Consider the following 18,983-nt stretch of genomic DNA (forward strand, 5'->3'; position numbering starts at 1 on the left):
TGGCGCCTAGTGCCGGGCGGCCGTGCGGAGGCGGTCGTCTCCGGCCGCGGTCTCGGCGTTCTCGCGGGTGTCCACCCGGACGGTCACGGAAAGGCCGGGCCGCAGGAGGCCCGCTCGGGCAACGTCCGCCGGTACGTGGACCCGCACCGGCAGGCGCTGGACGATCTTGGTGAAGTTGCCGGTGGCGTTGTCGGGGGGCAGCAGGCTGAAGACCGAGCCGGAGGCGGGGGAGAGTGACTCGACCTCGCCGACGATATCGCGATCCGGATAGGCATCCACCGCGATGTGCACGCGCTGGCCCGGATGCATGCGCTCGACCTGGGTCTCCTTGAAGTTCGCGTCGATGCGGACGCTCTCCAGGGGAACCAGGGCGGCGATGCGCGAGCCCGGGGAGACATAGGCGCCGGCCTCCGCGGCCTTGTTGCCGATCACGCCGTCGAAGGGCGCCCGGATCGTCGTGAAGTCCAGATCGCGCGCGGCCCGTGCCTCGGCGGTGCGCAATTCGGCGGCGAGGCCCTCCGCCTCCTTGCCCTGCGCGCGCAGCACCTCGACATTGGCGCGCATGGCCACGAGGGCGGCCTCGGCCCCCTTCACGGCGGCGTCCGTCCGGTCGCGGTCGGCCCGCGCCTGCTCGATCCGCGCCTTGGCGACGAAGTCGACCTTCTCGAGCTGCTGCTGGCGGGCGTAATCGGCCGTGGCGCGGACCGCATCGGCCCGGTTGGCATCGATCTGGGCCGAGGCCTGCAGCATCTGCGCCTGCGCCGCCTCGACCTGCCGGGCGATCCGGGCGATGGCCGCCTGCTGGGTGACGAGCTTGTCGTGGGCGGCCTGCGCGGCGAGGCGGTAATCGCCGTCGTCGATCCGGGCGATGACGTCGCCCCTGTGCATCATCTGCCCGTTCACGACCGGAACCGCCGCGAGATAACCCGGGATCTTGGCGGCCAGGACCGAGATGTCGGCCTGGACATAGGCGTCGTCGGTGCTGACGAAGAACCGTCCGACGGTCCACCAGGCCTGCGCCTTGTAGGCCCCCCCGCCGAGGGCGGCGAGAAGCAGCGTTGCCAGAACGACGGTGCGCGTCCGCCGGGGCTTGACGCGGGCTTCGCCCGTCGACGGCGCGATGACCGCCGGCGTCATCGGCTGGGCCGGCGCGGCGGCCGGTGACGCCGAGACGGTCCGCGTCTCGACGGCGTCGGCTCGGATAGCGTCGCCTTGGGCCGGCACGGCCCGAAACCCGTCGTCCTGGCGCAAGCTCATGGCATCGATCTCATGGCTTCGATCCGGTTCTTCGAGAGAATTGACCGAACCGTTCGGTCATTTTCGGGGCTGCGAACGCTGGCGCGACCCGAGTGCTTGGGATATTGTGACTGAACCGTTCGGTCAATGAGGGTCAGGGCCATGGGGACCGCAGAGGCCCCGCGCGATGCGCGGGAGCGCACATCAGGGGAGACCGACAAGCGTCGCCAGATCCTCGACGGGGCGCGCGCGGTCTTCATGGCATCGGGCTTCGACGGGGCGAGCATGGGCGAGATCGCCAAGGCGGCGGGCGTCTCGAAGGGGACCCTCTACGTCTACTTCGACAGCAAGGAGGCGCTGTTCGAGGATCTGGCGCTCGCCGAGAAGCGGGGTCTCGCGGAGGTGCTGTTCCGGCTCGATGCGGACGATCCCGACGTGCGGGGCGTCCTCACCCGTCTCGGCCGCAGCTACCTTGCCGAGATGATCCGGCCGGAGCACGTCACGGTGATTCGGATGGTCATCGGCGCCTGCGAGAAGTTCCCGCGCCTGGGCCAGGCCTATTTCGAGGCCGGGCCGGTGCAGGGCACGACGCGCTTGGCCGCCTATCTCGATGCGCAGGTCGCGGCGGGGCGCCTGCGCCCGGCCGGTACGAATCTCGCCGCGCGCCAGTTCCTGCAGATCTGCCAGGCCGGTCTCCTGACGCGCCTCCTCTTCAACGCCGGCGACGGCGTCTCCGAGGCGGAGATCGAGCACAACGTCAGCGAGGCCGTGCGCGTCTTCCTGGCGGGCTACAGCCCCGAGGCCTGAGCCCGGGCTCAGGCCGCCGCGACGGCCTGGCTGCTCCAGCGGCGCACCTCGGCATCGATGGCCAGGGCCTCGTCGACATCCTCGGGCGCGGTCCGGTACTGCCCGGCGAAGTGCGCGCAGGCGCGCTCGACCAGGTCGGCGATGCCGTAGAAGCCGATCGCGCCCTTGATGAAGGCCGCGACCGCGATCTCGTTGGCCGCGTTCATCACGGTGGGCGCGGCACCCCCGGCGGCGAGCGCCGCGCGGGCGATCGCCAAGCAGGGGAAGCGCGCCTCGTCGGCGGCCTCGAAGGTCAGACTGCCGGCGGCGGCGAGATCGAGATGGCGGCCGCGGGCGATCGTCAGGCGCTCGCCGAGACCGAGGCAATGGGCGATCGGCACCCGCATGTCCGGCATGGCGAGGCCCGCGGTCACCGCGCCGTCGCGCCAGTAGACGAGGCCGTGCACGATCGATTGCGGATGGACGATGACATCGAGGCGCTCGGGTTCGAGGGCGAACAGGTGGTGCGCCTCGATCAGCTCCAGCCCCTTGTTCATCAGGGAGGCCGAATCGATGTTGATCTTCATGCCCATCGACCAGGTCGGGTGGGCCGCCGCTTCCGTGGGCGACGCGGCGGCGATGCGCTCGCGCGTCCAGGTCCGGAACGGACCGCCCGAAGCGGTGATGGTCATCTTCGCCACGTCATCGAGGCGGCCGTCGCCCAGGGCCTGCGCGAGGGCGTTGTGCTCGGAATCGACCGGCAGCAGGGTGGCGCCGTAGCGCTTGGCGTCGCGCATGAAGGCGTCGCCGGCGCAGACCAGGCTCTCCTTGTTGGCGAGGGCGACGGTACGCCCAAGCTTCAGCGCCGCGTGCGTCGGGCGCAGACCGGCGGCCCCGCTCACGGCCGCCACCACGATGTCGGCATCCCGGGCGACCGCCTCGAGGACGGCGCCCTCACCGGCCCCGTTCGGGATGCCGGTATGGGCCAGGGCGTCGCGCAGGGCCGGACCGGCGGACGCGTCGGCCAGGGCCACGAAATCGGGCTGCAGGTTGCCGGCGAGCCGGGCGATGGCCTCGACGTCGCGCCCCGCCACGAGACCGCCGATGCGGAAGCGGTCGGGATGCTGAAGCAGCAGGTCGACGGTCGATTGGCCGATGGAGCCGGTGGCGCCGAGAATGGTGACGGTCAGCAACGGAAGGGTCCTTCAGGCCGCCGCGAGGCGGCGGGCGATGAGATAGAGGCCGACCAGGACGGCCACGGCGAAGAAGCCGTCGAGGCGATCCATGACGCCGCCATGGCCGGGAATGGAACGGCCCGAATCCTTCACGCCGTAGCGGCGCTTGAGGGCGGATTCCACGAGATCCCCGCCCTGGCTCAGGATGGAGGCGGTGGCGCTGACGAGGGCGACGAGGGCGAGCGAGGTGGTCGCGAGGTCGCTCCTGCCATGGTCGCGCGCGACCATCACCAGGGCGACACCGGCCAACGTGCCCGCCGCGAGGCCGCCGAGCGCCCCGGACCAGGTCTTCTTCGGGCTGACCTTCGGCATCAGTTTCGGGCCGCCGAAGGTCCGGCCGGTGAAGTAGGCGATGATGTCGGTGGACCAGACCACGGCGAACATCCAGGCCGGTCCCAGGAGGCCGATGGAAGGATCGTCGCGCAGGGCGGTGGGAACCAGGGCGATCACCGCCGAGCTGGCCAGGCCCGCGAGGGCCCGCCCCCGTCCCGCCCCGCCGCGGGCCACGGCCGCCACGAGGACCGCCCCGACGGCGCCGACCCCGAGGGCGATCCCGAGCGGGGCGTCGCCGTGCAGGCAGAGGACGAGGCCGAACAGCGTCGCGGCAGTCAGCGCCAGGACGAGGCGCCGGGGCACGACCGCGCTCATGCCGATCCACTCGGCCGCGAAGACGATCCCGGCGGCGAGCCAGATCACCGCGAAGGGCCAGCCGCCGAGGACGAGGGCGGAGAGCACGATCGCGCCGAGCAGGACGGCCGACACCAGGCGGGTGTGGAACTCGCGGCTGGCGAGGAGGCCGCGCTGCGAGGCGGGTGCCGCCTCTCCGGGTGCCATGATCAGCCGGCCTTGCCGCTGAGGCCGCCGAAGCGACGGTCGCGGCGGTGATACTCGTCGACGGCTGCGCGGAAGGCGGCATGGTCGAAATCCGGCCAGAACTCCGGCACGATCACGTATTCCGCGTAGGCCGTCTGCCAGGTCAGGAAGTTCGACAGGCGCTGCTCGCCGGAGGTGCGGATCACGAGATCCGGGTCCGGGATGCCGGTGGTGTCGAGGGCGCCCGTGAGTACGTCGAGATCGATGGCATCGGGTGCGAGCCGTCCCGCCGCCACGTCCCGGGCCAGGCTGCGGACCGCCCGCAGGATTTCCTGCCGGCCGCCGTAGTTGAACGCTACGATGAGGGTCAGGCCCGTATTGGCCCGGGTGCGTTGCTCGGCCTCGTCGAGCAATCCGGCGATGTCCGCCGGCAGGCCTTCGCGCTCGCCAATGATGCGGATGCGCACGTTGTTGCCGTGGAGATCCGCCAGGTCGCGGCGGACGAAGAGCTTCATCAGACCCATGAGGTCCGCGACCTCGGCAGGCGGCCGCCGCCAGTTCTCGGAGGAGAAGCTGTAGATCGTCAGGTAGCGCACGCCGAGTTCGATGGCGGAGCGCACGGCGCGCCGGACCGCCTCGACGCCACGCCGATGCCCCTCGACCCGTGGCAGGCCGCGATCGGCGGCCCAGCGGCCGTTCCCGTCCATGATGATGGCGACGTGCGTCGGGGGCGCCGCCAGGGTAGGCAGGGGCGCACCCGGATACACCGCCGCAGCGGTCTCCGCCGCGCCCAGCGCGACGTCCGTGCCGTGCACCCGCGCCGTCTCGATCTGACGCGCGCCTTCTGAGCGACCCAACGCGCTTCTCCCCCAACCGTCTCTCGTGCCGATCACACGTGGCTCCGATCCCGATCTGGGATCCTAGACCTGCATGATCTCCTTCTCCTTGGCGGCGAGCACGCCGTCGATCTCGGCGATGAACTGGTCGGTGGCCTTCTGGACCTCGCCGGCCTGACGCTTCTCGTCATCCTCGCTGATCGCGCCGTCCTTCTCCAGCCTCTTGAGATGGTCCAGACCGTCCCGGCGGACGTGGCGGACGGCGACGCGCGCTTCCTCGGTGTACTTGTGCGCGACCTTGACCATCTCCTTGCGGCGCTGCTCGTTCATCTCGGGCACGCGCAGGCGGATGGTCTGGCCCTCGGTCTGCGGGTTCATGCCGAGGTCGGATTCCCGGATCGCCTTCTCGACGGCGGCGATCATGCCGCGGTCCCAGACCGAGATGCTGAGAAGACGGGGCTCGGGCACGCTCACCGTCGCCACCTGCGCCATGGGCATCATCGCCCCGTAGGCATCGACCTGGATCGGATCGAGGATGCTCGGGGTCGCGCGGCCGGTCCGGAGCGATCCGAGATCCCCCTTCAGCGACGTCACGGCGCCCTGCATGCGACGCTTGAGGTCATTCAGGTCGAATTCTGGAATGGCTGCCATGCTGGACTATCCCGACGCGAACTTGAGGGAATGGGTCGGGCCGCCGGGGCCCGTTCGTGGGCCTCAATGAACCAAAATCCAGTGGGTCGCAAATGGCGTTCGTGTCGTTGGGGCAGGAAACGCCCGGGCCGGGCGGGCGCGCTGCGGGCCCGAGCCTTCCCGGCCTCCACTGCAGCCGGTCCGGAGCGCGGCACGCCCTGGCTTCCCCCGACATCGGCGCGGGCGCGCAGGCGGGCAGACGCGGGCCGCGGACGGCGGGATCGGATCGAATCGCCGCAGCGGATGGAGAGTCTCACGGGCGTGCGGCGCGACCGGCATCCCCGACCCTACGCCCGGGGACGTCGCACGGCTCGATCGGCGCCCGACCCCCGTGGCGGCGATGCGCCGCAAGACGCTTGCGCCGCGCCGGCGACCGGAGCTCCTCCGGGGCTTCAAGAGATCGCCGGCCGCCCGACCTGGCGACAGGCTCGCGAACCCCTGATCAAGATCGGGCGCCACAGCCGGAAGGACATCGGCGACGTCCGCAGGCGTCGCCCACCGAAAGGCCGCGGCCGCAGTGATGCCTAGGGGACGACCTGGGTCGCCGGGGCACCACCCGTGAGGATCGCCAGGATCGAGCTCGGCGCGTGGACGGACCCGACGACGATCGACAGGCGGCTCTCGCGGGCGAGCGCGAAGGCGGCGGTGTCCATCACCTTGAGGTCGCGGGCGATGGCCTCGTCATGGGTCAGCCGGTCGTAGCGCGTGGCGGTGGGGTCGCGGTTCGGATCGGCTGAATAGACGCCGTCGACCTGCGTGGCCTTCAACACCGCATCGCAGCGCAGCTCGGCCGCCCGCAGGACGGCGGCGGTGTCGGTGGTGAAGAACGGGTTTCCGGTGCCGCCGGCGAGGACGACGACCTGGCCCTTGTCGAGGTGGTGCAGGGCCGGCTGGCGCGCATAGGTCTCGCAGATGGTCGGCATCGAGACCGCCGACATCGTGCGCGCCGGGACGCCGGCGGCGTTCAGGGCCGTTTCCAGAGCCAGGGAGTTCATCACGGTCGCCATCATCCCGAGGGAATCGCCGGTGGCCCGGTCGATCCAGCCGGCCGCCGAGATGCGGGCGCCGCGGATCATGTTGCCCCCGCCGACCACCAGGGCGATCTGCACGCCGGCCTCGCGGGTGCGGGCGATGTCGTCGGCGATGCCCGCCAGGGTCGGGGGATGCAGCCAGTACCCATCGGGTGCGGCCAGCGCCTCGCCGGAGAGTTTCACGAGGACGCGGCGAAACGGTGTGGTCTCCGGCATCGAGCCAGTCCCCTCTAACCCGGCCTGGATCAGGTCGGGGAGCCAATCGGAAGCGGAGGGGTGTCTAGCCCAAGGGAGGCCGGAACGTCGAGGGGCGGCGGCATTCCTGCCGCCGCCCCTTGGACGATTCCCTGGTTTCCGCGGGGCCTTACCCGGGACGGTCCGGCTCAGCCGCGGGCGGCGGCGGCCACCTCGGAAGCGAAATCGGGCGCCTCCTCCTTCTCGATACCCTCGCCGAGGGCGTAGCGCACGAAGGCGGCGAGCTTGACCGGCGCGCCGGCCTTGCCCTCGGCCTCCTTCAGCACCTGGGAGATGGTCTTGGAACCATCATGCACGAAGGGCTGCTCCAGGAGGGTGACCTCCTTGTAGTAGCTCTTCAGGCCGCTCTCGACGATCTTGGCGAGCACGTTCTCGGGCTTGCCGGCATTCTTCTCGCGCAGGATGTTGATCTCGCGGTCGAGGGTCGCCTGATCGACGCCGGCGGCATCGAGTGCCACCGGGTTGGTGGCGGCGACGTGCATGGCGATCTGACGGCCAAGGGTGGAGAGCACCTCGACGTCGCCCTCGGACTCAAGCGCGACGAGCACGCCGATCTTGCCGAGGCCCTCGACCACCTGGCCGTGGACGTAGGAGGCGATCACGCCCTTGGTCACGTCGAGCTTGGCGACGCGGCGCAGTGTCATGTTCTCGCCGATGGTGGCGATGAGGTTGGCGAGGCTCTCCTTGACCGTGGTCGCGGCGCCGGGGAACGTGGCGGCTTCGAGGCCGTCCAGCGTGCCGTCGGTGTTGAGCGCGAGCTTGGCAGCCTCGCGGGCGAAGGCCTGGAAGCTGTCGTTGCGGGCGACGAAGTCCGTCTCGGAGTTCACCTCGACGATCGCGGCGTGGTGGCCGGCGGACTCGACGGCGACCAGACCCTCGGCGGCCACGCGGCCGGCCTTCTTGGCGGCCTTGGCGAGGCCCTTCTTGCGCAGCCAGTCGACGGCGGCTTCGATGTCACCATCGGTCTCGTTGAGCGCGCCCTTGCAGTCCATCATGCCCGCGCCGGTCTTCTCGCGGAGCTCTTTCACCAGTGCGGCGGTGATGTTGGCCATGGCGGGTCCTTTCCGTGTCTTGTCGGATGCGAAACCTTCCCGCGGGAAGACTTCTGAAGCGAACGGGTTCAGCGAAGCTGAGTCTTTTGAAGCGACTGAGCCCGGCGCTCTTGGAAAGCACCGGGCTTCAGGAAGCAGTGTCCGATCTGGCGATGGCGGCCCGATGACGGGCCGCCGCAGCGGGATCAGGCGGCAGCGGCAGCCTCGACGAAGCCGCGGGCCTGGTCGACCCAGCCGTCGCGACCGATGCGGCCATTCAGCTTCAGGTCGGCATCGACCTTGGCGATGTCGTCGGCGCTCATGGAGGCCAGCTGCCAGTAGTGGTAGATGCCGGCCTCGTTGAGCTTCTGCACGATCTGCGGGCCGGCGCCGTGGAGCTTCGACAGGTCGTCGGGCGCGCCGCGGGGGGCCGAGAGCAGCTCAAAGTGCTCGGTGGACTCGACGAGGGCGGCGACGTCGGCCTGGTTGACCGAGCCCGACTCGACGGAGGTTGCCGCGTCGTCGTTGGCCGGCAGCTCCTCGGCGACCGGCTCCTCGGAGGCGCCGAGATCGATGCCCATCGAGCCCTGGCCGCGCGAGATGCCGTCGATGGCGGCGCGGGCGATCAGGTCGCAGTACAGGGCGATGGCGCGGCCGGCGTCATCGTTGGCGGGAACGACGTAGGTGATGCCGTCCGGGTTGCAGTTGGTGTCGACGATGGCCGCCACCGGGATCCCGAGGCGCTGGGCCTCCTTGATCGCCAGCTGCTCCTTGTTGGTGTCGATCACGAACAGCAGGTCCGGCACGCCGCCCATGTCCTTGATGCCGCCCAGCGCCTTCTCGAGCTTGTCCTTCTCCCGGGCCAGCATCAGGCGCTCCTTCTTGGTGAGGCCCTGGGCCCCGCCGTCGAGGGTCTCGTCGACCTTGCGCAGGCGCTGGATCGAGCCCGAGATGGTCTTCCAGTTGGTCAGCATGCCGCCGAGCCAGCGGGAGTTGACGTAGTACTGGGCCGAGCGCTTGGCCGCCTCGGCGATGGTGTCGGCCGCCTGGCGCTTGGTGCCGACGAACAGCACGCGGCCGCCCTTGGCGACGGTGTCGCTCACCGCCTGAAGGGCCTGGTGGAGGGCCGGCACGGTCTGGGCGAGATCGATGATGTGGATGTTGTTGCGCGTCCCGAAGATGTAGGACTGCATCTTCGGGTTCCAGCGGTGGGCCTGGTGTCCGAAGTGGGCGCCGGCCTCGAGAAGCTGACGCATGGTGAAATCGACGGCCATGTCTTTTGTACTCTCCGGTTGGTACCGCCGCGGAGGAAGCGATCGCGCCCGAGGGACGACGACCACCGGAAACGCCTCATTCAGGCATGAGGCCGGCTCCGCGTGTGGAATGGGCGGGGCCTTAACAGAGCCCGGCCGCCGAGGCAAGGTTCGCCGGCGCGGTCGATCTCACCGGATCGACGCCGCGATCGCCTGCTGGATCGCCAGGATGTTGGCGCCGCGCTTCAGGGTCTTACGGATCGGCTCGCCCCGGCCCGACACCCAGATCGCGAGTTCGGAATCGAGGTCGAAGCTGCCCGCCGTCTTCACCGAGAACGACGTGATCGCCCGGTAGGGCACGGTCAGGTACGAGACCTTCCGGCCGGTGAGGCCCTGCTTGTCCACCAGGATCAGGCGCCGGTCCGTGAACACGATGAGGTCGCGCAGGATCCGGAAGGCGACCTGCACCGGCTCGCCCTCGGTGAGGATGCCGGCCATCTGCTGGTTGACCTCCGCCGGCGAGAGATCGCTGCCGTGGCCGAGCAGTCCATCGAGAAAACCCATCGCGCGCCGTATCCCCCTGAAGCCTCGCCGCACCTATGTAGGGGCGCGTCCGCCGTTCCGTCAGGGCGCCACGTCCGTGCCCGGAGTCCGCCTCCATGTCCTTTCCTACCTCTCGGCCGAGCCGCCTCCGGCTCGGCGTCAACATCGACCACGTCGCGACCGTGCGGAACGCCCGCGGCGGCACGTCGCCCGATCCGATTCGCGCGGCCCGCGAGGCGGTCGCGGCGGGAGCGGATGGGATCACGGCGCATCTGCGCGAGGACCGGCGGCACATCCGCGACGCCGACATGGAAACGCTGGCGCGCATCCTGACGGTGCCGCTCAATTTCGAGATGGCGGCCACCGACGAGATGGTCGAGATGGCGATCCGGCTGAGGCCGCATGCCGCCTGTCTGGTGCCGGAGAAGCGGGCGGAGCGCACCACCGAGGGCGGCCTCGACATCATCAGCGGCCACGACGCCCTGCAACCCCGCATCGCCCGCCTGTCCGAGGTCGGCATCCGGGTCTCGCTCTTCGTCGAGCCGGACGAGGCGGTGATGGAGGCGGCCCGCCGGCTCGGGGCGCCGGTGGTCGAGCTCCATACCGGCAGCTACTGCGAGGCGGTGGCCGAGGGCGACGCCACGCGCACGGCGCACGAGCTCGACCGCATCGCCCGGGCGGCCACCTACGGGGCGGGACTCGGCCTGGAGGTCCATGCCGGTCACGGCCTGGCCCTCGACAGCGTCGGTCCGGTGGCGGCCCTGCCGGAGATCGCCGAGCTGAACATCGGCCACGCGCTCATCGGCGAGGCGATCTTCGTCGGCCTGCCCCAGGCGATCCGCGACCTGCGCGCTGCTATGGACGCGGCCCGGGCATGATTCTCGGCATCGGCTCCGACCTCTGCGACATCCGCCGGATCGAGAAATCGCTGGACCGTTACGGCGAGCGCTTCACCCATCGGGTCTTCACCGATGGCGAGCGCGCCAAATGCGATGCCCGCGCGGCGCGGGCCCCCTCCTATGCCCGTCGCTTCGCCGCCAAGGAGGCCTGCGCCAAGGCGCTGGGCACCGGCATCGCCCGGGGCGTCTTCTGGCGCGACATGGAGGTGGTGAACCTGCCCGGCGGCCGGCCGACCCTCCGCCTCACCGGGGCGGCCGCAGAGCACCTCGCCGCGATGGTCCCGGCCGGCCACGTGCCGAAGCTGCACATCACCCTCACGGACGACCCGCCTATGGCTCAGGCCTTCGTGATCATCGAGGCGGTGCCGGACAGCACGCCCGGGACTTAGCCGATAGCCCCCTGCGTTGCGGCGCCTTTCCGCATGGTCTATGCCGCCGGTCGACCGTCAACGACGGAAGCCGCCCGGAATCCGGGCGCGAGCGTCGGACCGGAGATGGCAGCCAGATGGAACGTGCCCGCGTGGACCAGCAGACGAAGCGTGACCTGAAGGCTGCTGACACCGGCACCTGGGCGAGCATCAAGGAGACGCTGAAGGTCGGCGGCCAGGCGCTGCTGATCGCGCTGGTGGTGCGCACGCTCCTGTTCCAGCCGTTCAACATCCCCTCGGGCTCCCTCGTTCCCACGCTCCTGATCGGCGATTACTTGTTTGTCTCGAAATATTCGTATGGCTATTCGAAGTACTCCCTGCCCTTGAGCGAGTACCTGCCCTTCACGGCCGATGGCAGGATCTGGGGCGCCGAGCCCAAGCGCGGCGACATCGCCGTGTTCAAGCTGCCCAAGGACAACGCCACCGACTACATCAAGCGCGTCATCGGCCTGCCCGGCGACAAGATCCAGATGAAGGCCGGGCTGCTCTACATCAACGACGTGCCGGTGAAGCGCGAGAAGATCGCGCCCTTCGAGACCACCGGGCCGTACGGCGAGCAGGCCAAGGCCGAGCAGTACCTCGAGACTCTGCCCAACGGCGTCACCCACCGGGTGATCGAGCGCGACGGCGACAACGGCTACTGGGACAACACCGAGCCCTACACCGTACCGCAAGGCCGGTTCTTCATGATGGGCGACAACCGCGACAACTCGACGGATTCGCGCGATCTCGCCAATGTCGGCTTCGTGCCGTTCGAGAACTTCGTCGGCCGCGCGGAGATGATCTTCTTCTCCATCGACGAAGGCACGCCGGCATGGCAGATCTGGAACTGGCCGGCGAAGGTGCGCTGGAACCGGCTGTTCACGACCATCCACTAGGACGTTATCCATCGTGACCGAAGAGGCGCGTCCCTCCAGCCGGGCGCGGCGCGCGCCCCGTCCGAAGCCCGACCTCGCGGTGCTCGAGGCGCGGGTCGGCCACGTCTTCGCCGACCCGAAGCTGCTGGTCCAGGCCCTCACCCACGTGAGCAAGGCCGGCGGGAACGGGCGGCTCGGCAGCTACCAGCGCCTGGAATTCCTGGGCGATCGCGTCCTCGGCCTCGCCATCGGCGACCTCCTCTACGAGGCGTTTCCGCAGGCCGACGAGGGCGAGCTGTCGCGGCGTCTCGCCGGGCTCGTCCGGCGCGAGACCTGCGCCGCCGTCGCGACCACCTGGGACGTCGGCCCGCATCTCGCCCTCGGCCCCGGCGAGGTCCAGAGCGGCGGACGGCGCAACCAGACCATCCTGGCGGACGTGTGCGAGTCGATCCTCGGGGCGGTGTTCCTCGATGCCGGCTACGAGGTCGCCAAGGGCATCGTCAACGCGGCCTTCACCCCCGACACCGACACGGCGGCCCCCCGCGGCCGCGACGCCAAATCGGCCCTGCAGGAATGGGCCATGGCCCGGGCCCTGCCGATCCCGTTCTACGAAGTGGTCGAACGCTCGGGCCCCGACCACGCGCCGGTGTTCCAGATCGCCGTCCGCGTCGAGGGACTGGAGGCCGGCATCGGCATCGGCCCCTCGAAGCGCCTCGCCGAGCAGGAGGCCGCCCGCCTCGTGCTGGAGCGCGAGATCACCGGCCCCGCTCCCTCCCGAACCCAGGAGACGTCGGCGGACGTCGCTGAAGGACATGCCCCCGATGCCTGACGCCGATGTGCCCGACGACGATTTCGACGGCGACGACGACTTCGCCCCGCCGCCGCTGCAGCCGCTTCCCGCGGTGACGATGCCGGAGAACACCACCGCAGGGTTCGTCGCGCTGATCGGCATCCCCAATGCCGGCAAGTCGACGCTGCTGAACAGCCTCGTGGGCACCAAGGTTTCGATCGTCTCCCGCAAGGTGCAGACCACCCGCGCCCTGGTGCGCGGCATCGTCATGCACGACACCGCGCAGATCATCCTCGTCGACACGCCGGGTATCTTCGCCCCCAAGCGCCGCCTCGACCGCGCGATGGTGCATTCGGCCTGGAGCGGCGCCTCGGATGCCGATGCGGTCTGCCTGCTGATCGACGCCCGTAAGGGCGTGAGCGAGGAGGTCGACGCGATCCTGGCCAAGCTGCCGGACGTGAAGCGCCCCAAGGTGCTGATCTTGAACAAGATCGACCTGATCCCGCGTGACCGCCTGCTGGCCCTCGCGGCCTCCCTGAACGAGCGGATTCCGTTCCTGCACACCTTCATGGTCTCGGCCCTGAACGGCGACGGCATCGAAACGCTGAAGACGACGTTGGCCGGCATGATGCCGAAGAGCCCTTGGCTCTACCCTGAGGACCAGGTCTCGGACGCGCCGATCCGGATGCTGGCCGCCGAGATCACGCGCGAGAAGCTGTACGACCGCCTGCACGAGGAACTACCCTACCGCTCCACCGTCGAGACGGACCAGTGGCAGGTGCGTCCCGATGGATCGGTCCGCATCGAGCAGACCATCTTCGTGGAGCGCGAGAGCCAGCGCTCCATCGTGCTCGGCAAGGGCGGCCAGACCATCAAGGCCATCGGCCAGGCGGCCCGCCACGAGATCGCGGAAGCGGCCGAGCAGACGGTGCACCTTTTCCTGCACGTGAAGGTGCGCGAGAACTGGGCGGACGATCCGGCGCGCTATCGGGAGATGGGTCTGGAGTTCCCGCGCGGCTGAGCATGGGCTATGAGAACGGGAGATCGACGCCGCGGCGATTCTTATCGCGCGCTGGCCGAGCCTCCCGATTTCCTGTCACGCCCTGAGCCGTCGAGGCGCGCGCGCCGTCGCGCCGGATCCCGTCACGATGTCCACCATGCCTGTCTCGGAAGCCGTCTACGGCGCGCCGCCCCTGGAACTGGTGAAGGTGCCCCTGCACGCGGTCCAGCTCTCGCCGCTGAGCCCCGGCGCGGCCCGCCTCGAGGATCTGGAGCCCGGGCGCCTGGAGCGGCTCGACATCCTGGCGCCGGCCGGGACGATCGAGCGGCGCTACGTGCTGGCCCTCGGCCTGAAGGCCCTGCGGCCCGGCGGGCGTCTGACGGCGCTGGCCCCCAAGGATCGCGGCGGCAGCCGCCTCGCCAAGGAACTCGCCGGGTTCGGCTGCGCGGTTCAGGAGGAGGCGCGGCGCCACCACCGGATCTGCGTCGGCACGCGCCCGGAAGCGATCAGCGGTCTCGAGGACGCCCTCCACGAGGGCGGTCCGCGCCACATCGACAACCTCGCCCTCTGCACGCAGGCCGGGATCTTCTCCTACGACCGCCTCGATCCCGGCACGGCCCTGCTCCTCGCCCACCTGCCGCCCCTCGCCGGCGCCGGCGCCGATTTCGGCTGCGGCCTCGGCATCCTGGCCCGGGCCGTCCTCCATTCGCCGAAGGTGACGGCCCTGACGCTGATCGACCTCGACCGGCGCGCCATCGAGATGGCGACGCGCAACGTCGGCGATCCGCGCGCCACCCTGCGCTGGGCCGATATCCGCGCCGGCGGCCTCGGCCTGTCGCGGCTGGACTTCGTGGTGATGAACCCGCCCTTCCACGACGGCGGCGCCGAGGACCAGGCCCTCGGCCAGGCCTTCATCGCCCGGGCGGCGGAAGCCCTGCGCCCGGGGGGCAGCCTCTGGCTCACCGCCAACACCCACCTGCCCTACGAGGCGCCCCTGAAGGCGGCCTTCAAGAGCGTGACGCTGAAGGCCTCGGCCGGCGGCTACAAGATCTACGAGGCGCGCCGATGACGCGGCCGGCCAAGATCGCGCAGCTGCGGCTCGACCGCCTGCTCGCCAATATGGGCTACGGCTCGCGGCGGGAGATCGCGCTCCTCACCCGCGCCGGCCTCGTGGTCCTCGACGGCTCGCCCCTGCGCGACGCGGATCAGCGCATCCCGGTGACGCCGGACCTCGCCCAGCGAATGACCGTCGACGGCGCCCCCCTCGACCCGCCGCCGGGCCTGACCCTGATGCTGCACAAGCCCCTCGGCGTGACCTGCTCGCACAAGGAGGCGGGCCCTCTCGTCTACGGTCTCCTGCCCGATCGCTGGCGCCGGCGCGACCCCGCCCTCTCCACGGTCGGCCGCCTGGACAAGGAGACCTCCGGCCTCCTGCTCCTCACCGATGACGGCGCCCTCCTGCATCGGATCATCGCGCCGAAGGCCAACGTGGCCAAGCGCTACCGCGTCGCCCTGGATCGTCGGCTGAAGGGCGACGAGGGCACGGTCCTCGCCTCCGGCACGCTGATGCTGGAAGGCGAGGAGAAGCCGCTCCTGCCGGTCGGATTCGAGGCCGAGGGCGAGACCGGCGCCGTGGTGACCCTGCACGAGGGGCGCTACCATCAGGTCCGGCGCATGTTCGCCGCTCTGGGCAACCACGTCACCGCCCTTCACCGCGACCGCGTCGGAGGCCTCGGCCTGCCGGACGACCTCGCGCCAGGCGAATACCGCGTCCTCGGCCCGGCGGAGATCGCCGCGATCTTCGCGGGCGAGGCGCCTTGACCGGTCCGGAACCGGACCTGGCGCGACCTGTTGGATCGGCGAACGCCAACCCGACGGGTGATCCGCAATGAACCGCTTCTCGACGCTCCTCCTCGCCCTCGCCCTCAGCACCGGCCCGGCGAGCCTCGCCCTGGCCGACACGCCGGGCGCCGACTGGATGCCGGCCGATCAGGTCAAGCAGAAGCTGATGGCCGCGGGCTACACCAGCATCACCGAATTCGAGGCCGATGACGGCCACTGGGAGGGCGAGGGCGTGAAGAACGGCGTCAAGATGCAGTTCCACGCCGACCCGAAGACCGGCGCGATCCTCTCGGAGAAGCCGGACAAGTAAGCCAGTCCCGATCGGTCGATCGGTCGCGAACGCCGCGATCGGCCTTCCGACCCGGCCCGCCGCGTCGCGGACTCATCGCGGCCCGCCCGCGTTGCGGGGTCGACCCGCCGGCCCGGGTGACGATCCGTTCGAAGCGGATCAGGCTCCGGCCGGCGGCTCGGACAGCCCCCCGCGTCCGAGCCGGCTTGCCAATCCCGACCGACTCGTTTATCCGCCACCCCTCGCGTTCGCTCCGGCTGGGGGCTGAACGGACGGTGCCGATTCGTTCGGCACAGGGTGAAGCCTCGTGAAGGGCCGATCCCGTCGTCCCGTGTCTCCGCCTTCGATCAACCGCTCGGGCCTTCAAACGGCTCGAAGGGCTTGGCGCCGGGCGATTGCGGATGAACCGGCCCGACGCTTCCTTCCCCGCACGTTTTTCGTGCCGTCGGGTCCCTTTGAATATGAAGGGCCCGTTAATGCCTCTCTACGAACACGTCTTCCTGGCGCGCCAGGACGTGACGGCCCAGCAGGTCGAGACCATGGTCGAGACCTACAAGGGCGTCATCGAAGCCAATGGCGGCAAGGTCGAGAAGATCGAGATGTGGGGCGTGAAGTCCCTCGCCTACCGCATCAAGAAGAACCGCAAGGCGCATTTCACGCTCCTCAACGTCGACGCCCCCCCGGCCGCTCTGGCCGAGATGGAGCGCCAGATGCAGATCTCCGAGGACGTCCTCCGCTTCATGACCGTCCGCGTCGAAGAGCTCGAGTCCGAGCCGTCGGCGATGATGCAGAAGCGCGACCGCGACGACCGCAAGGATCGTGAGCGCGGCCGTCGTCGGGACGACGAAGGTTTCGGCGGTGGTGGATTCGGCGGCGACCGCGATCGCGGCGACCGGGGTGATCGCGGCGACCGGGGCGACCGCCCCGAGCGCAGCTTCGGCGGGGAGGCTTAAGTCATGGCATTTGGTGCTGGACCCGGTGCACCCGCCGCTGGCGGGGCTGGTGGTGGTGCGGGCGGCGGACGCCGTCCCTTCTTCCGTCGTCGGAAGACCTGCCCCTTCTCGGGCGCGAACGCGCCCAAGATCGACTACAAGGACGTCAAGCTCCTGTCGCGCTACGTCTCCGAGCGCGGCAAGATCGTGCCGTCGCGCATCACGGCGGTGTCGGCCAAGAAGCAGCGTGAGCTCGCCCAGGCGATCAAGCGTGCCCGCTTCCTCGGCTTCCTGCCCTACGTGATCAAGTAAGCGCCTCGGCGCTCGCCCCGGCCCGTCACCACGGGCCGGGGCCTCACGCCGCTCGCGCGGCACACAGGTTCGTACCGGCCGATCCGACAGGTGGGCCGGGAATCGTTGGGGCCGGACGTGCCTCTAACCCTGCCCGGACCGGGACAGTGGGACAGCGGGATTGATGACACAGTTTCTCGGCATCGGTATCGGCGCGGGCCTCGTCTCCGCCCTCCTCTTCGGCGTCCTGCTGAAGGCGACGGCGCTCGCGATCCTGCTCTACCTGCTCGCCCCGCTCCCGATCCTGATCGTGGGCCTCGGCTGGAGCCACCGGGCCGCTCTCGTGGCCGCCGTCACCGGCGCCCTGGCCCTCGCCCTCGTGGTCCAGCCCTTCCTCGGCCTCGGCTTCTTCGCCTATCTCGCCCTGCCCGCCTGGTGGCTCGCCTATCTGGCGCTGCTCGGACGGCCGGGCGCCGACGGCACGATGGAATGGTATCCGACCGGGCGCCTGCTCGCCTGGACCGCCGGGACGGCCGGCCTCGCCTTCGTGGCCATCGCGGTCATCGCCGCCCCGAACTACGAGACTTTCCAGTCCCAGCTGCGGGGCATGACCCGGACGCTGATCCAGGTCCGGGCTGACCGCGCCGCCAATCCGGCGCCCCCCGCTCCGAAGCCGGACGCCCCCGAGGCAGACGCCAAGCCTCCGGCCGAGGCCCCGGCCGAGCCGGGTCCGCAGGATCCCGCCGAGGCGACCCGGACCGAGGTCGCCAACGCCCTCGCGGCCATCGCGCCCGGGCTCGCCACCCACGGCCTCACGGTCCTGCTGACCTTCTATCTCTGGGCCGCCGCCCGCATCGTGCGCATCTCCGGGCGCCTGCTCCGCCCCTGGCCGGACCTCGCCGCGACGATGATGCCGCGCCGGGTGCTGGCCGTGCTCGGAGGTGCGGTGCTGCTCGCCCTCGTGCCGGGCTATCCGGGCGTGCTCGGCGTCGCCGTGGCGGGGGCGCTCAGCGCCGCCTTCGCCATCCAGGGCCTCGCCGCCTTCCACGACCGCAGCCGCGGCCGGCCCGGGCGCCTCGCCCTCCTGCTCGGCCTCTACCTGATCCTCTTCTTCACCCAGGGCGTCGCTCTCGTCGCCCTGACCCTGTTCGGCATCGCCGATACCGCCCTCGACCGCCGCCGTCCCCGCGACGCGGCCGGACGACTCTGATCCTCCCCCCCAACCGAAGGACCAACACCATGGAAGTCATCCTCCTCGAGCGCGTCGCCAAGCTCGGCCAGATGGGCGAGACCGTGAACGTGAAGCCGGGCTACGCCCGCAACTTCCTCCTCGCCCGCGGCAAGGCCCTGCGCGCCACCGACGGCAACAAGAAGCATTTCGAGACCCAGCGCGCCCAGCTCGAGGCCCGCAACCTCGAGCGCAAGTCCGAGGCGCAGTCCGTCGCCGAGACCCTCGAGGGCAAGAGCTTCGTGCTCATCCGTCAGTCGGGCGAGACCGGCGTGCTCTACGGCTCGGTCTCGACCCGCGACCTGGCCGACGTCGTCACCGCCGACGGATTCACCGTGGGCCGCGACCAGTTCGCCCTCAACCAGCCGATCAAGACCCTGGGCCTGCACACCGTCCCGGTCGTGCTGCACCCCGAGGTGGAGGTCTCGATCACGGTGAACGTCGCCCGCTCGCCCGAAGAGGCCGAGCGTCAGGCCCGCGGCGAGTCCACCACCGAGCGCGAGGCCTTCAACCTCGACGACCTCGGTCTCGAGGTCGGTGCCGCCCTCGCCGAGGCCGGCGACGACCGCGAGTAATCGCGCCACAGGACGGTGAAGAATGGGGACGACCGGCCTTAACGGTTGACTAGTTCCGCATTTGTTCCAGCATGGACGCCCGTCATCCGCGAGGATGGCGGGCGTTTCTGCGACCGCCCTCCCCGTCCGCGCGTCCAAAGAAT

The 18,983-nt window shown here is 70.4% G+C and carries 22 protein-coding genes; 13 read left to right on the plus strand and 9 right to left on the minus strand.

All coding sequences use genetic code 11. From position 1 onward, the window contains the following. Positions 1-6: 6 nt before the first annotated feature. A complete protein-coding gene (locus ASF41_RS02560) occupies positions 7-1,257 on the minus strand; it encodes an HlyD family secretion protein (RefSeq protein WP_056490567.1) in 1,251 nt (416 codons plus the stop codon). A gap of 141 nt (positions 1,258-1,398) precedes the next feature. Between ASF41_RS02560 and ASF41_RS02565 the strand changes: the two genes are divergently transcribed. Further along, the gene (locus ASF41_RS02565) at positions 1,399-2,043 is read left to right on the plus strand and encodes a TetR/AcrR family transcriptional regulator (protein WP_056273260.1); all 645 of its coding nucleotides are present in this window, start codon (positions 1,399-1,401) and stop codon (positions 2,041-2,043) included. 8 nt (positions 2,044-2,051) lie between these two features. On the opposite strand, the gene dxr is transcribed toward ASF41_RS02565, so the two are convergent. The 8 genes from dxr to ASF41_RS02605 all read right to left on the minus strand — a co-directional run bounded on the left by dxr (position 2,052) and on the right by ASF41_RS02605 (position 9,730). Then, the gene (gene dxr / locus ASF41_RS02570; protein ID WP_056219027.1) at positions 2,052-3,215 is read right to left on the minus strand and encodes a 1-deoxy-D-xylulose-5-phosphate reductoisomerase; all 1,164 of its coding nucleotides are present in this window, start codon (positions 3,213-3,215) and stop codon (positions 2,052-2,054) included. 12 nt (positions 3,216-3,227) lie between these two features. Next, positions 3,228-4,091, minus strand: coding sequence for a phosphatidate cytidylyltransferase (locus tag ASF41_RS02575; RefSeq protein ID WP_056490570.1), 864 nt, complete (start codon positions 4,089-4,091; stop codon positions 3,228-3,230). A gap of 2 nt (positions 4,092-4,093) precedes the next feature. Continuing rightward, positions 4,094-4,837: an isoprenyl transferase gene (locus tag ASF41_RS02580; protein ID WP_056491233.1), complete on the minus strand. Its 744-nt coding sequence runs from the start codon at positions 4,835-4,837 to the stop codon at positions 4,094-4,096. Between the two features lie 153 nt (positions 4,838-4,990). Continuing rightward, positions 4,991-5,557 (minus strand): ribosome recycling factor, encoded by a 567-nt coding sequence (gene frr, locus ASF41_RS02585; protein WP_056490573.1) that lies wholly within the window; start codon positions 5,555-5,557, stop codon positions 4,991-4,993. Between the two features lie 563 nt (positions 5,558-6,120). Beyond that, on the minus strand, positions 6,121-6,843 hold the full coding sequence (gene pyrH, locus ASF41_RS02590; RefSeq protein WP_056219019.1) for a UMP kinase: 723 nt from the start codon (positions 6,841-6,843) through the stop codon (positions 6,121-6,123). 167 nt (positions 6,844-7,010) lie between these two features. Continuing rightward, positions 7,011-7,934: a translation elongation factor Ts gene (tsf, locus tag ASF41_RS02595; protein ID WP_056273267.1), complete on the minus strand. Its 924-nt coding sequence runs from the start codon at positions 7,932-7,934 to the stop codon at positions 7,011-7,013. 185 nt (positions 7,935-8,119) lie between these two features. Further along, entirely contained in the window at positions 8,120-9,187 is a 1,068-nt protein-coding gene (locus ASF41_RS02600) for a 30S ribosomal protein S2 (RefSeq protein ID WP_056273270.1), read from the minus strand. 168 nt (positions 9,188-9,355) lie between these two features. Beyond that, positions 9,356-9,730 (minus strand): PH domain-containing protein, encoded by a 375-nt coding sequence (locus tag ASF41_RS02605; RefSeq protein ID WP_056490576.1) that lies wholly within the window; start codon positions 9,728-9,730, stop codon positions 9,356-9,358. A gap of 95 nt (positions 9,731-9,825) precedes the next feature. On the opposite strand from ASF41_RS02605, the gene ASF41_RS02610 reads away from it, so the two are divergent. The 12 genes from ASF41_RS02610 to rplI all read left to right on the plus strand — a co-directional run bounded on the left by ASF41_RS02610 (position 9,826) and on the right by rplI (position 18,840). After that, positions 9,826-10,587 (plus strand): pyridoxine 5'-phosphate synthase, encoded by a 762-nt coding sequence (locus tag ASF41_RS02610; RefSeq protein ID WP_056490580.1) that lies wholly within the window; start codon positions 9,826-9,828, stop codon positions 10,585-10,587. Continuing rightward, positions 10,584-10,997, plus strand: a complete 414-nt coding sequence (gene acpS / locus ASF41_RS02615; protein ID WP_056353278.1) for a holo-ACP synthase — start codon at positions 10,584-10,586, stop codon at positions 10,995-10,997. Before ASF41_RS02610 ends, acpS begins: the two co-directional genes overlap by 4 nt. 116 nt (positions 10,998-11,113) lie before the next feature. After that, on the plus strand, positions 11,114-11,914 hold the full coding sequence (gene lepB, locus ASF41_RS02620; RefSeq protein WP_056218999.1) for a signal peptidase I: 801 nt from the start codon (positions 11,114-11,116) through the stop codon (positions 11,912-11,914). A 13-nt stretch (positions 11,915-11,927) separates the two neighbouring features. Continuing rightward, on the plus strand, positions 11,928-12,722 hold the full coding sequence (rnc, locus tag ASF41_RS02625; RefSeq protein WP_056218996.1) for a ribonuclease III: 795 nt from the start codon (positions 11,928-11,930) through the stop codon (positions 12,720-12,722). 79 nt (positions 12,723-12,801) lie between these two features. Next, positions 12,802-13,704, plus strand: coding sequence for a GTPase Era (era, locus tag ASF41_RS02630; RefSeq protein WP_156389836.1), 903 nt, complete (start codon positions 12,802-12,804; stop codon positions 13,702-13,704). Between the two features lie 127 nt (positions 13,705-13,831). Next, entirely contained in the window at positions 13,832-14,752 is a 921-nt protein-coding gene (locus ASF41_RS02635; protein WP_156653176.1) for a class I SAM-dependent methyltransferase, read from the plus strand. Positions 14,753-14,766: 14 nt separating this feature from the next. Then, positions 14,767-15,504: a pseudouridine synthase gene (locus tag ASF41_RS02640; protein WP_156653192.1), complete on the plus strand. Its 738-nt coding sequence runs from the start codon at positions 14,767-14,769 to the stop codon at positions 15,502-15,504. Between the two features lie 67 nt (positions 15,505-15,571). Continuing rightward, positions 15,572-15,835: a PepSY domain-containing protein gene (locus tag ASF41_RS02645; RefSeq protein WP_056273282.1), complete on the plus strand. Its 264-nt coding sequence runs from the start codon at positions 15,572-15,574 to the stop codon at positions 15,833-15,835. 455 nt (positions 15,836-16,290) lie between these two features. Continuing rightward, positions 16,291-16,767 (plus strand): 30S ribosomal protein S6, encoded by a 477-nt coding sequence (gene rpsF / locus ASF41_RS02650; RefSeq protein WP_055956175.1) that lies wholly within the window; start codon positions 16,291-16,293, stop codon positions 16,765-16,767. 3 nt (positions 16,768-16,770) lie between these two features. Further along, positions 16,771-17,058 carry a 30S ribosomal protein S18 gene (rpsR, locus tag ASF41_RS02655; protein WP_056173092.1) on the plus strand — a complete coding sequence of 96 codons (288 nt, stop codon included), beginning with the start codon at positions 16,771-16,773 and terminating at the stop codon, positions 17,056-17,058. Between the two features lie 163 nt (positions 17,059-17,221). After that, entirely contained in the window at positions 17,222-18,247 is a 1,026-nt protein-coding gene (locus tag ASF41_RS02660; RefSeq protein ID WP_056273286.1) for a DUF2232 domain-containing protein, read from the plus strand. Positions 18,248-18,276: 29 nt separating this feature from the next. Beyond that, positions 18,277-18,840, plus strand: a complete 564-nt coding sequence (gene rplI / locus ASF41_RS02665; RefSeq protein ID WP_056218980.1) for a 50S ribosomal protein L9 — start codon at positions 18,277-18,279, stop codon at positions 18,838-18,840. Positions 18,841-18,983 lie beyond the last annotated feature (143 nt).

The sequence above is a fragment of the Methylobacterium sp. Leaf111 genome (assembly GCF_001423285.1).
In the GTDB taxonomy this organism is placed as follows: Bacteria; Pseudomonadota; Alphaproteobacteria; order Rhizobiales; family Beijerinckiaceae; genus Methylobacterium.

Excerpts from the sequence above, each read along its gene's own strand:
- ASF41_RS02560 (WP_056490567.1), bottom strand. The coding sequence starts at position 1,257 with ATGAGCTTGCGCCAGGACGACGGGTTTCGGGCCGTGCCGGCCCAAGGC.
- ASF41_RS02565 (WP_056273260.1), top strand. The coding sequence starts at position 1,399 with ATGGGGACCGCAGAGGCCCCGCGCGATGCGCGGGAGCGCACATCAGGG.
- ASF41_RS02575 (WP_056490570.1), bottom strand. The coding sequence starts at position 4,091 with ATGGCACCCGGAGAGGCGGCACCCGCCTCGCAGCGCGGCCTCCTCGCC.
- frr (WP_056490573.1), bottom strand. The coding sequence starts at position 5,557 with ATGGCAGCCATTCCAGAATTCGACCTGAATGACCTCAAGCGTCGCATG.
- pyrH (WP_056219019.1), bottom strand. The coding sequence starts at position 6,843 with ATGCCGGAGACCACACCGTTTCGCCGCGTCCTCGTGAAACTCTCCGGC.
- tsf (WP_056273267.1), bottom strand. The coding sequence starts at position 7,934 with ATGGCCAACATCACCGCCGCACTGGTGAAAGAGCTCCGCGAGAAGACC.
- ASF41_RS02600 (WP_056273270.1), bottom strand. The coding sequence starts at position 9,187 with ATGGCCGTCGATTTCACCATGCGTCAGCTTCTCGAGGCCGGCGCCCAC.
- ASF41_RS02605 (WP_056490576.1), bottom strand. The coding sequence starts at position 9,730 with ATGGGTTTTCTCGATGGACTGCTCGGCCACGGCAGCGATCTCTCGCCG.
- ASF41_RS02610 (WP_056490580.1), top strand. The coding sequence starts at position 9,826 with ATGTCCTTTCCTACCTCTCGGCCGAGCCGCCTCCGGCTCGGCGTCAAC.
- acpS (WP_056353278.1), top strand. The coding sequence starts at position 10,584 with ATGATTCTCGGCATCGGCTCCGACCTCTGCGACATCCGCCGGATCGAG.
- lepB (WP_056218999.1), top strand. The coding sequence starts at position 11,114 with ATGGAACGTGCCCGCGTGGACCAGCAGACGAAGCGTGACCTGAAGGCT.
- era (WP_156389836.1), top strand. The coding sequence starts at position 12,802 with ATGCCGGAGAACACCACCGCAGGGTTCGTCGCGCTGATCGGCATCCCC.
- ASF41_RS02635 (WP_156653176.1), top strand. The coding sequence starts at position 13,832 with ATGTCCACCATGCCTGTCTCGGAAGCCGTCTACGGCGCGCCGCCCCTG.
- ASF41_RS02645 (WP_056273282.1), top strand. The coding sequence starts at position 15,572 with ATGAACCGCTTCTCGACGCTCCTCCTCGCCCTCGCCCTCAGCACCGGC.
- rpsF (WP_055956175.1), top strand. The coding sequence starts at position 16,291 with ATGCCTCTCTACGAACACGTCTTCCTGGCGCGCCAGGACGTGACGGCC.
- rpsR (WP_056173092.1), top strand. The coding sequence starts at position 16,771 with ATGGCATTTGGTGCTGGACCCGGTGCACCCGCCGCTGGCGGGGCTGGT.
- ASF41_RS02660 (WP_056273286.1), top strand. The coding sequence starts at position 17,222 with ATGACACAGTTTCTCGGCATCGGTATCGGCGCGGGCCTCGTCTCCGCC.
- rplI (WP_056218980.1), top strand. The coding sequence starts at position 18,277 with ATGGAAGTCATCCTCCTCGAGCGCGTCGCCAAGCTCGGCCAGATGGGC.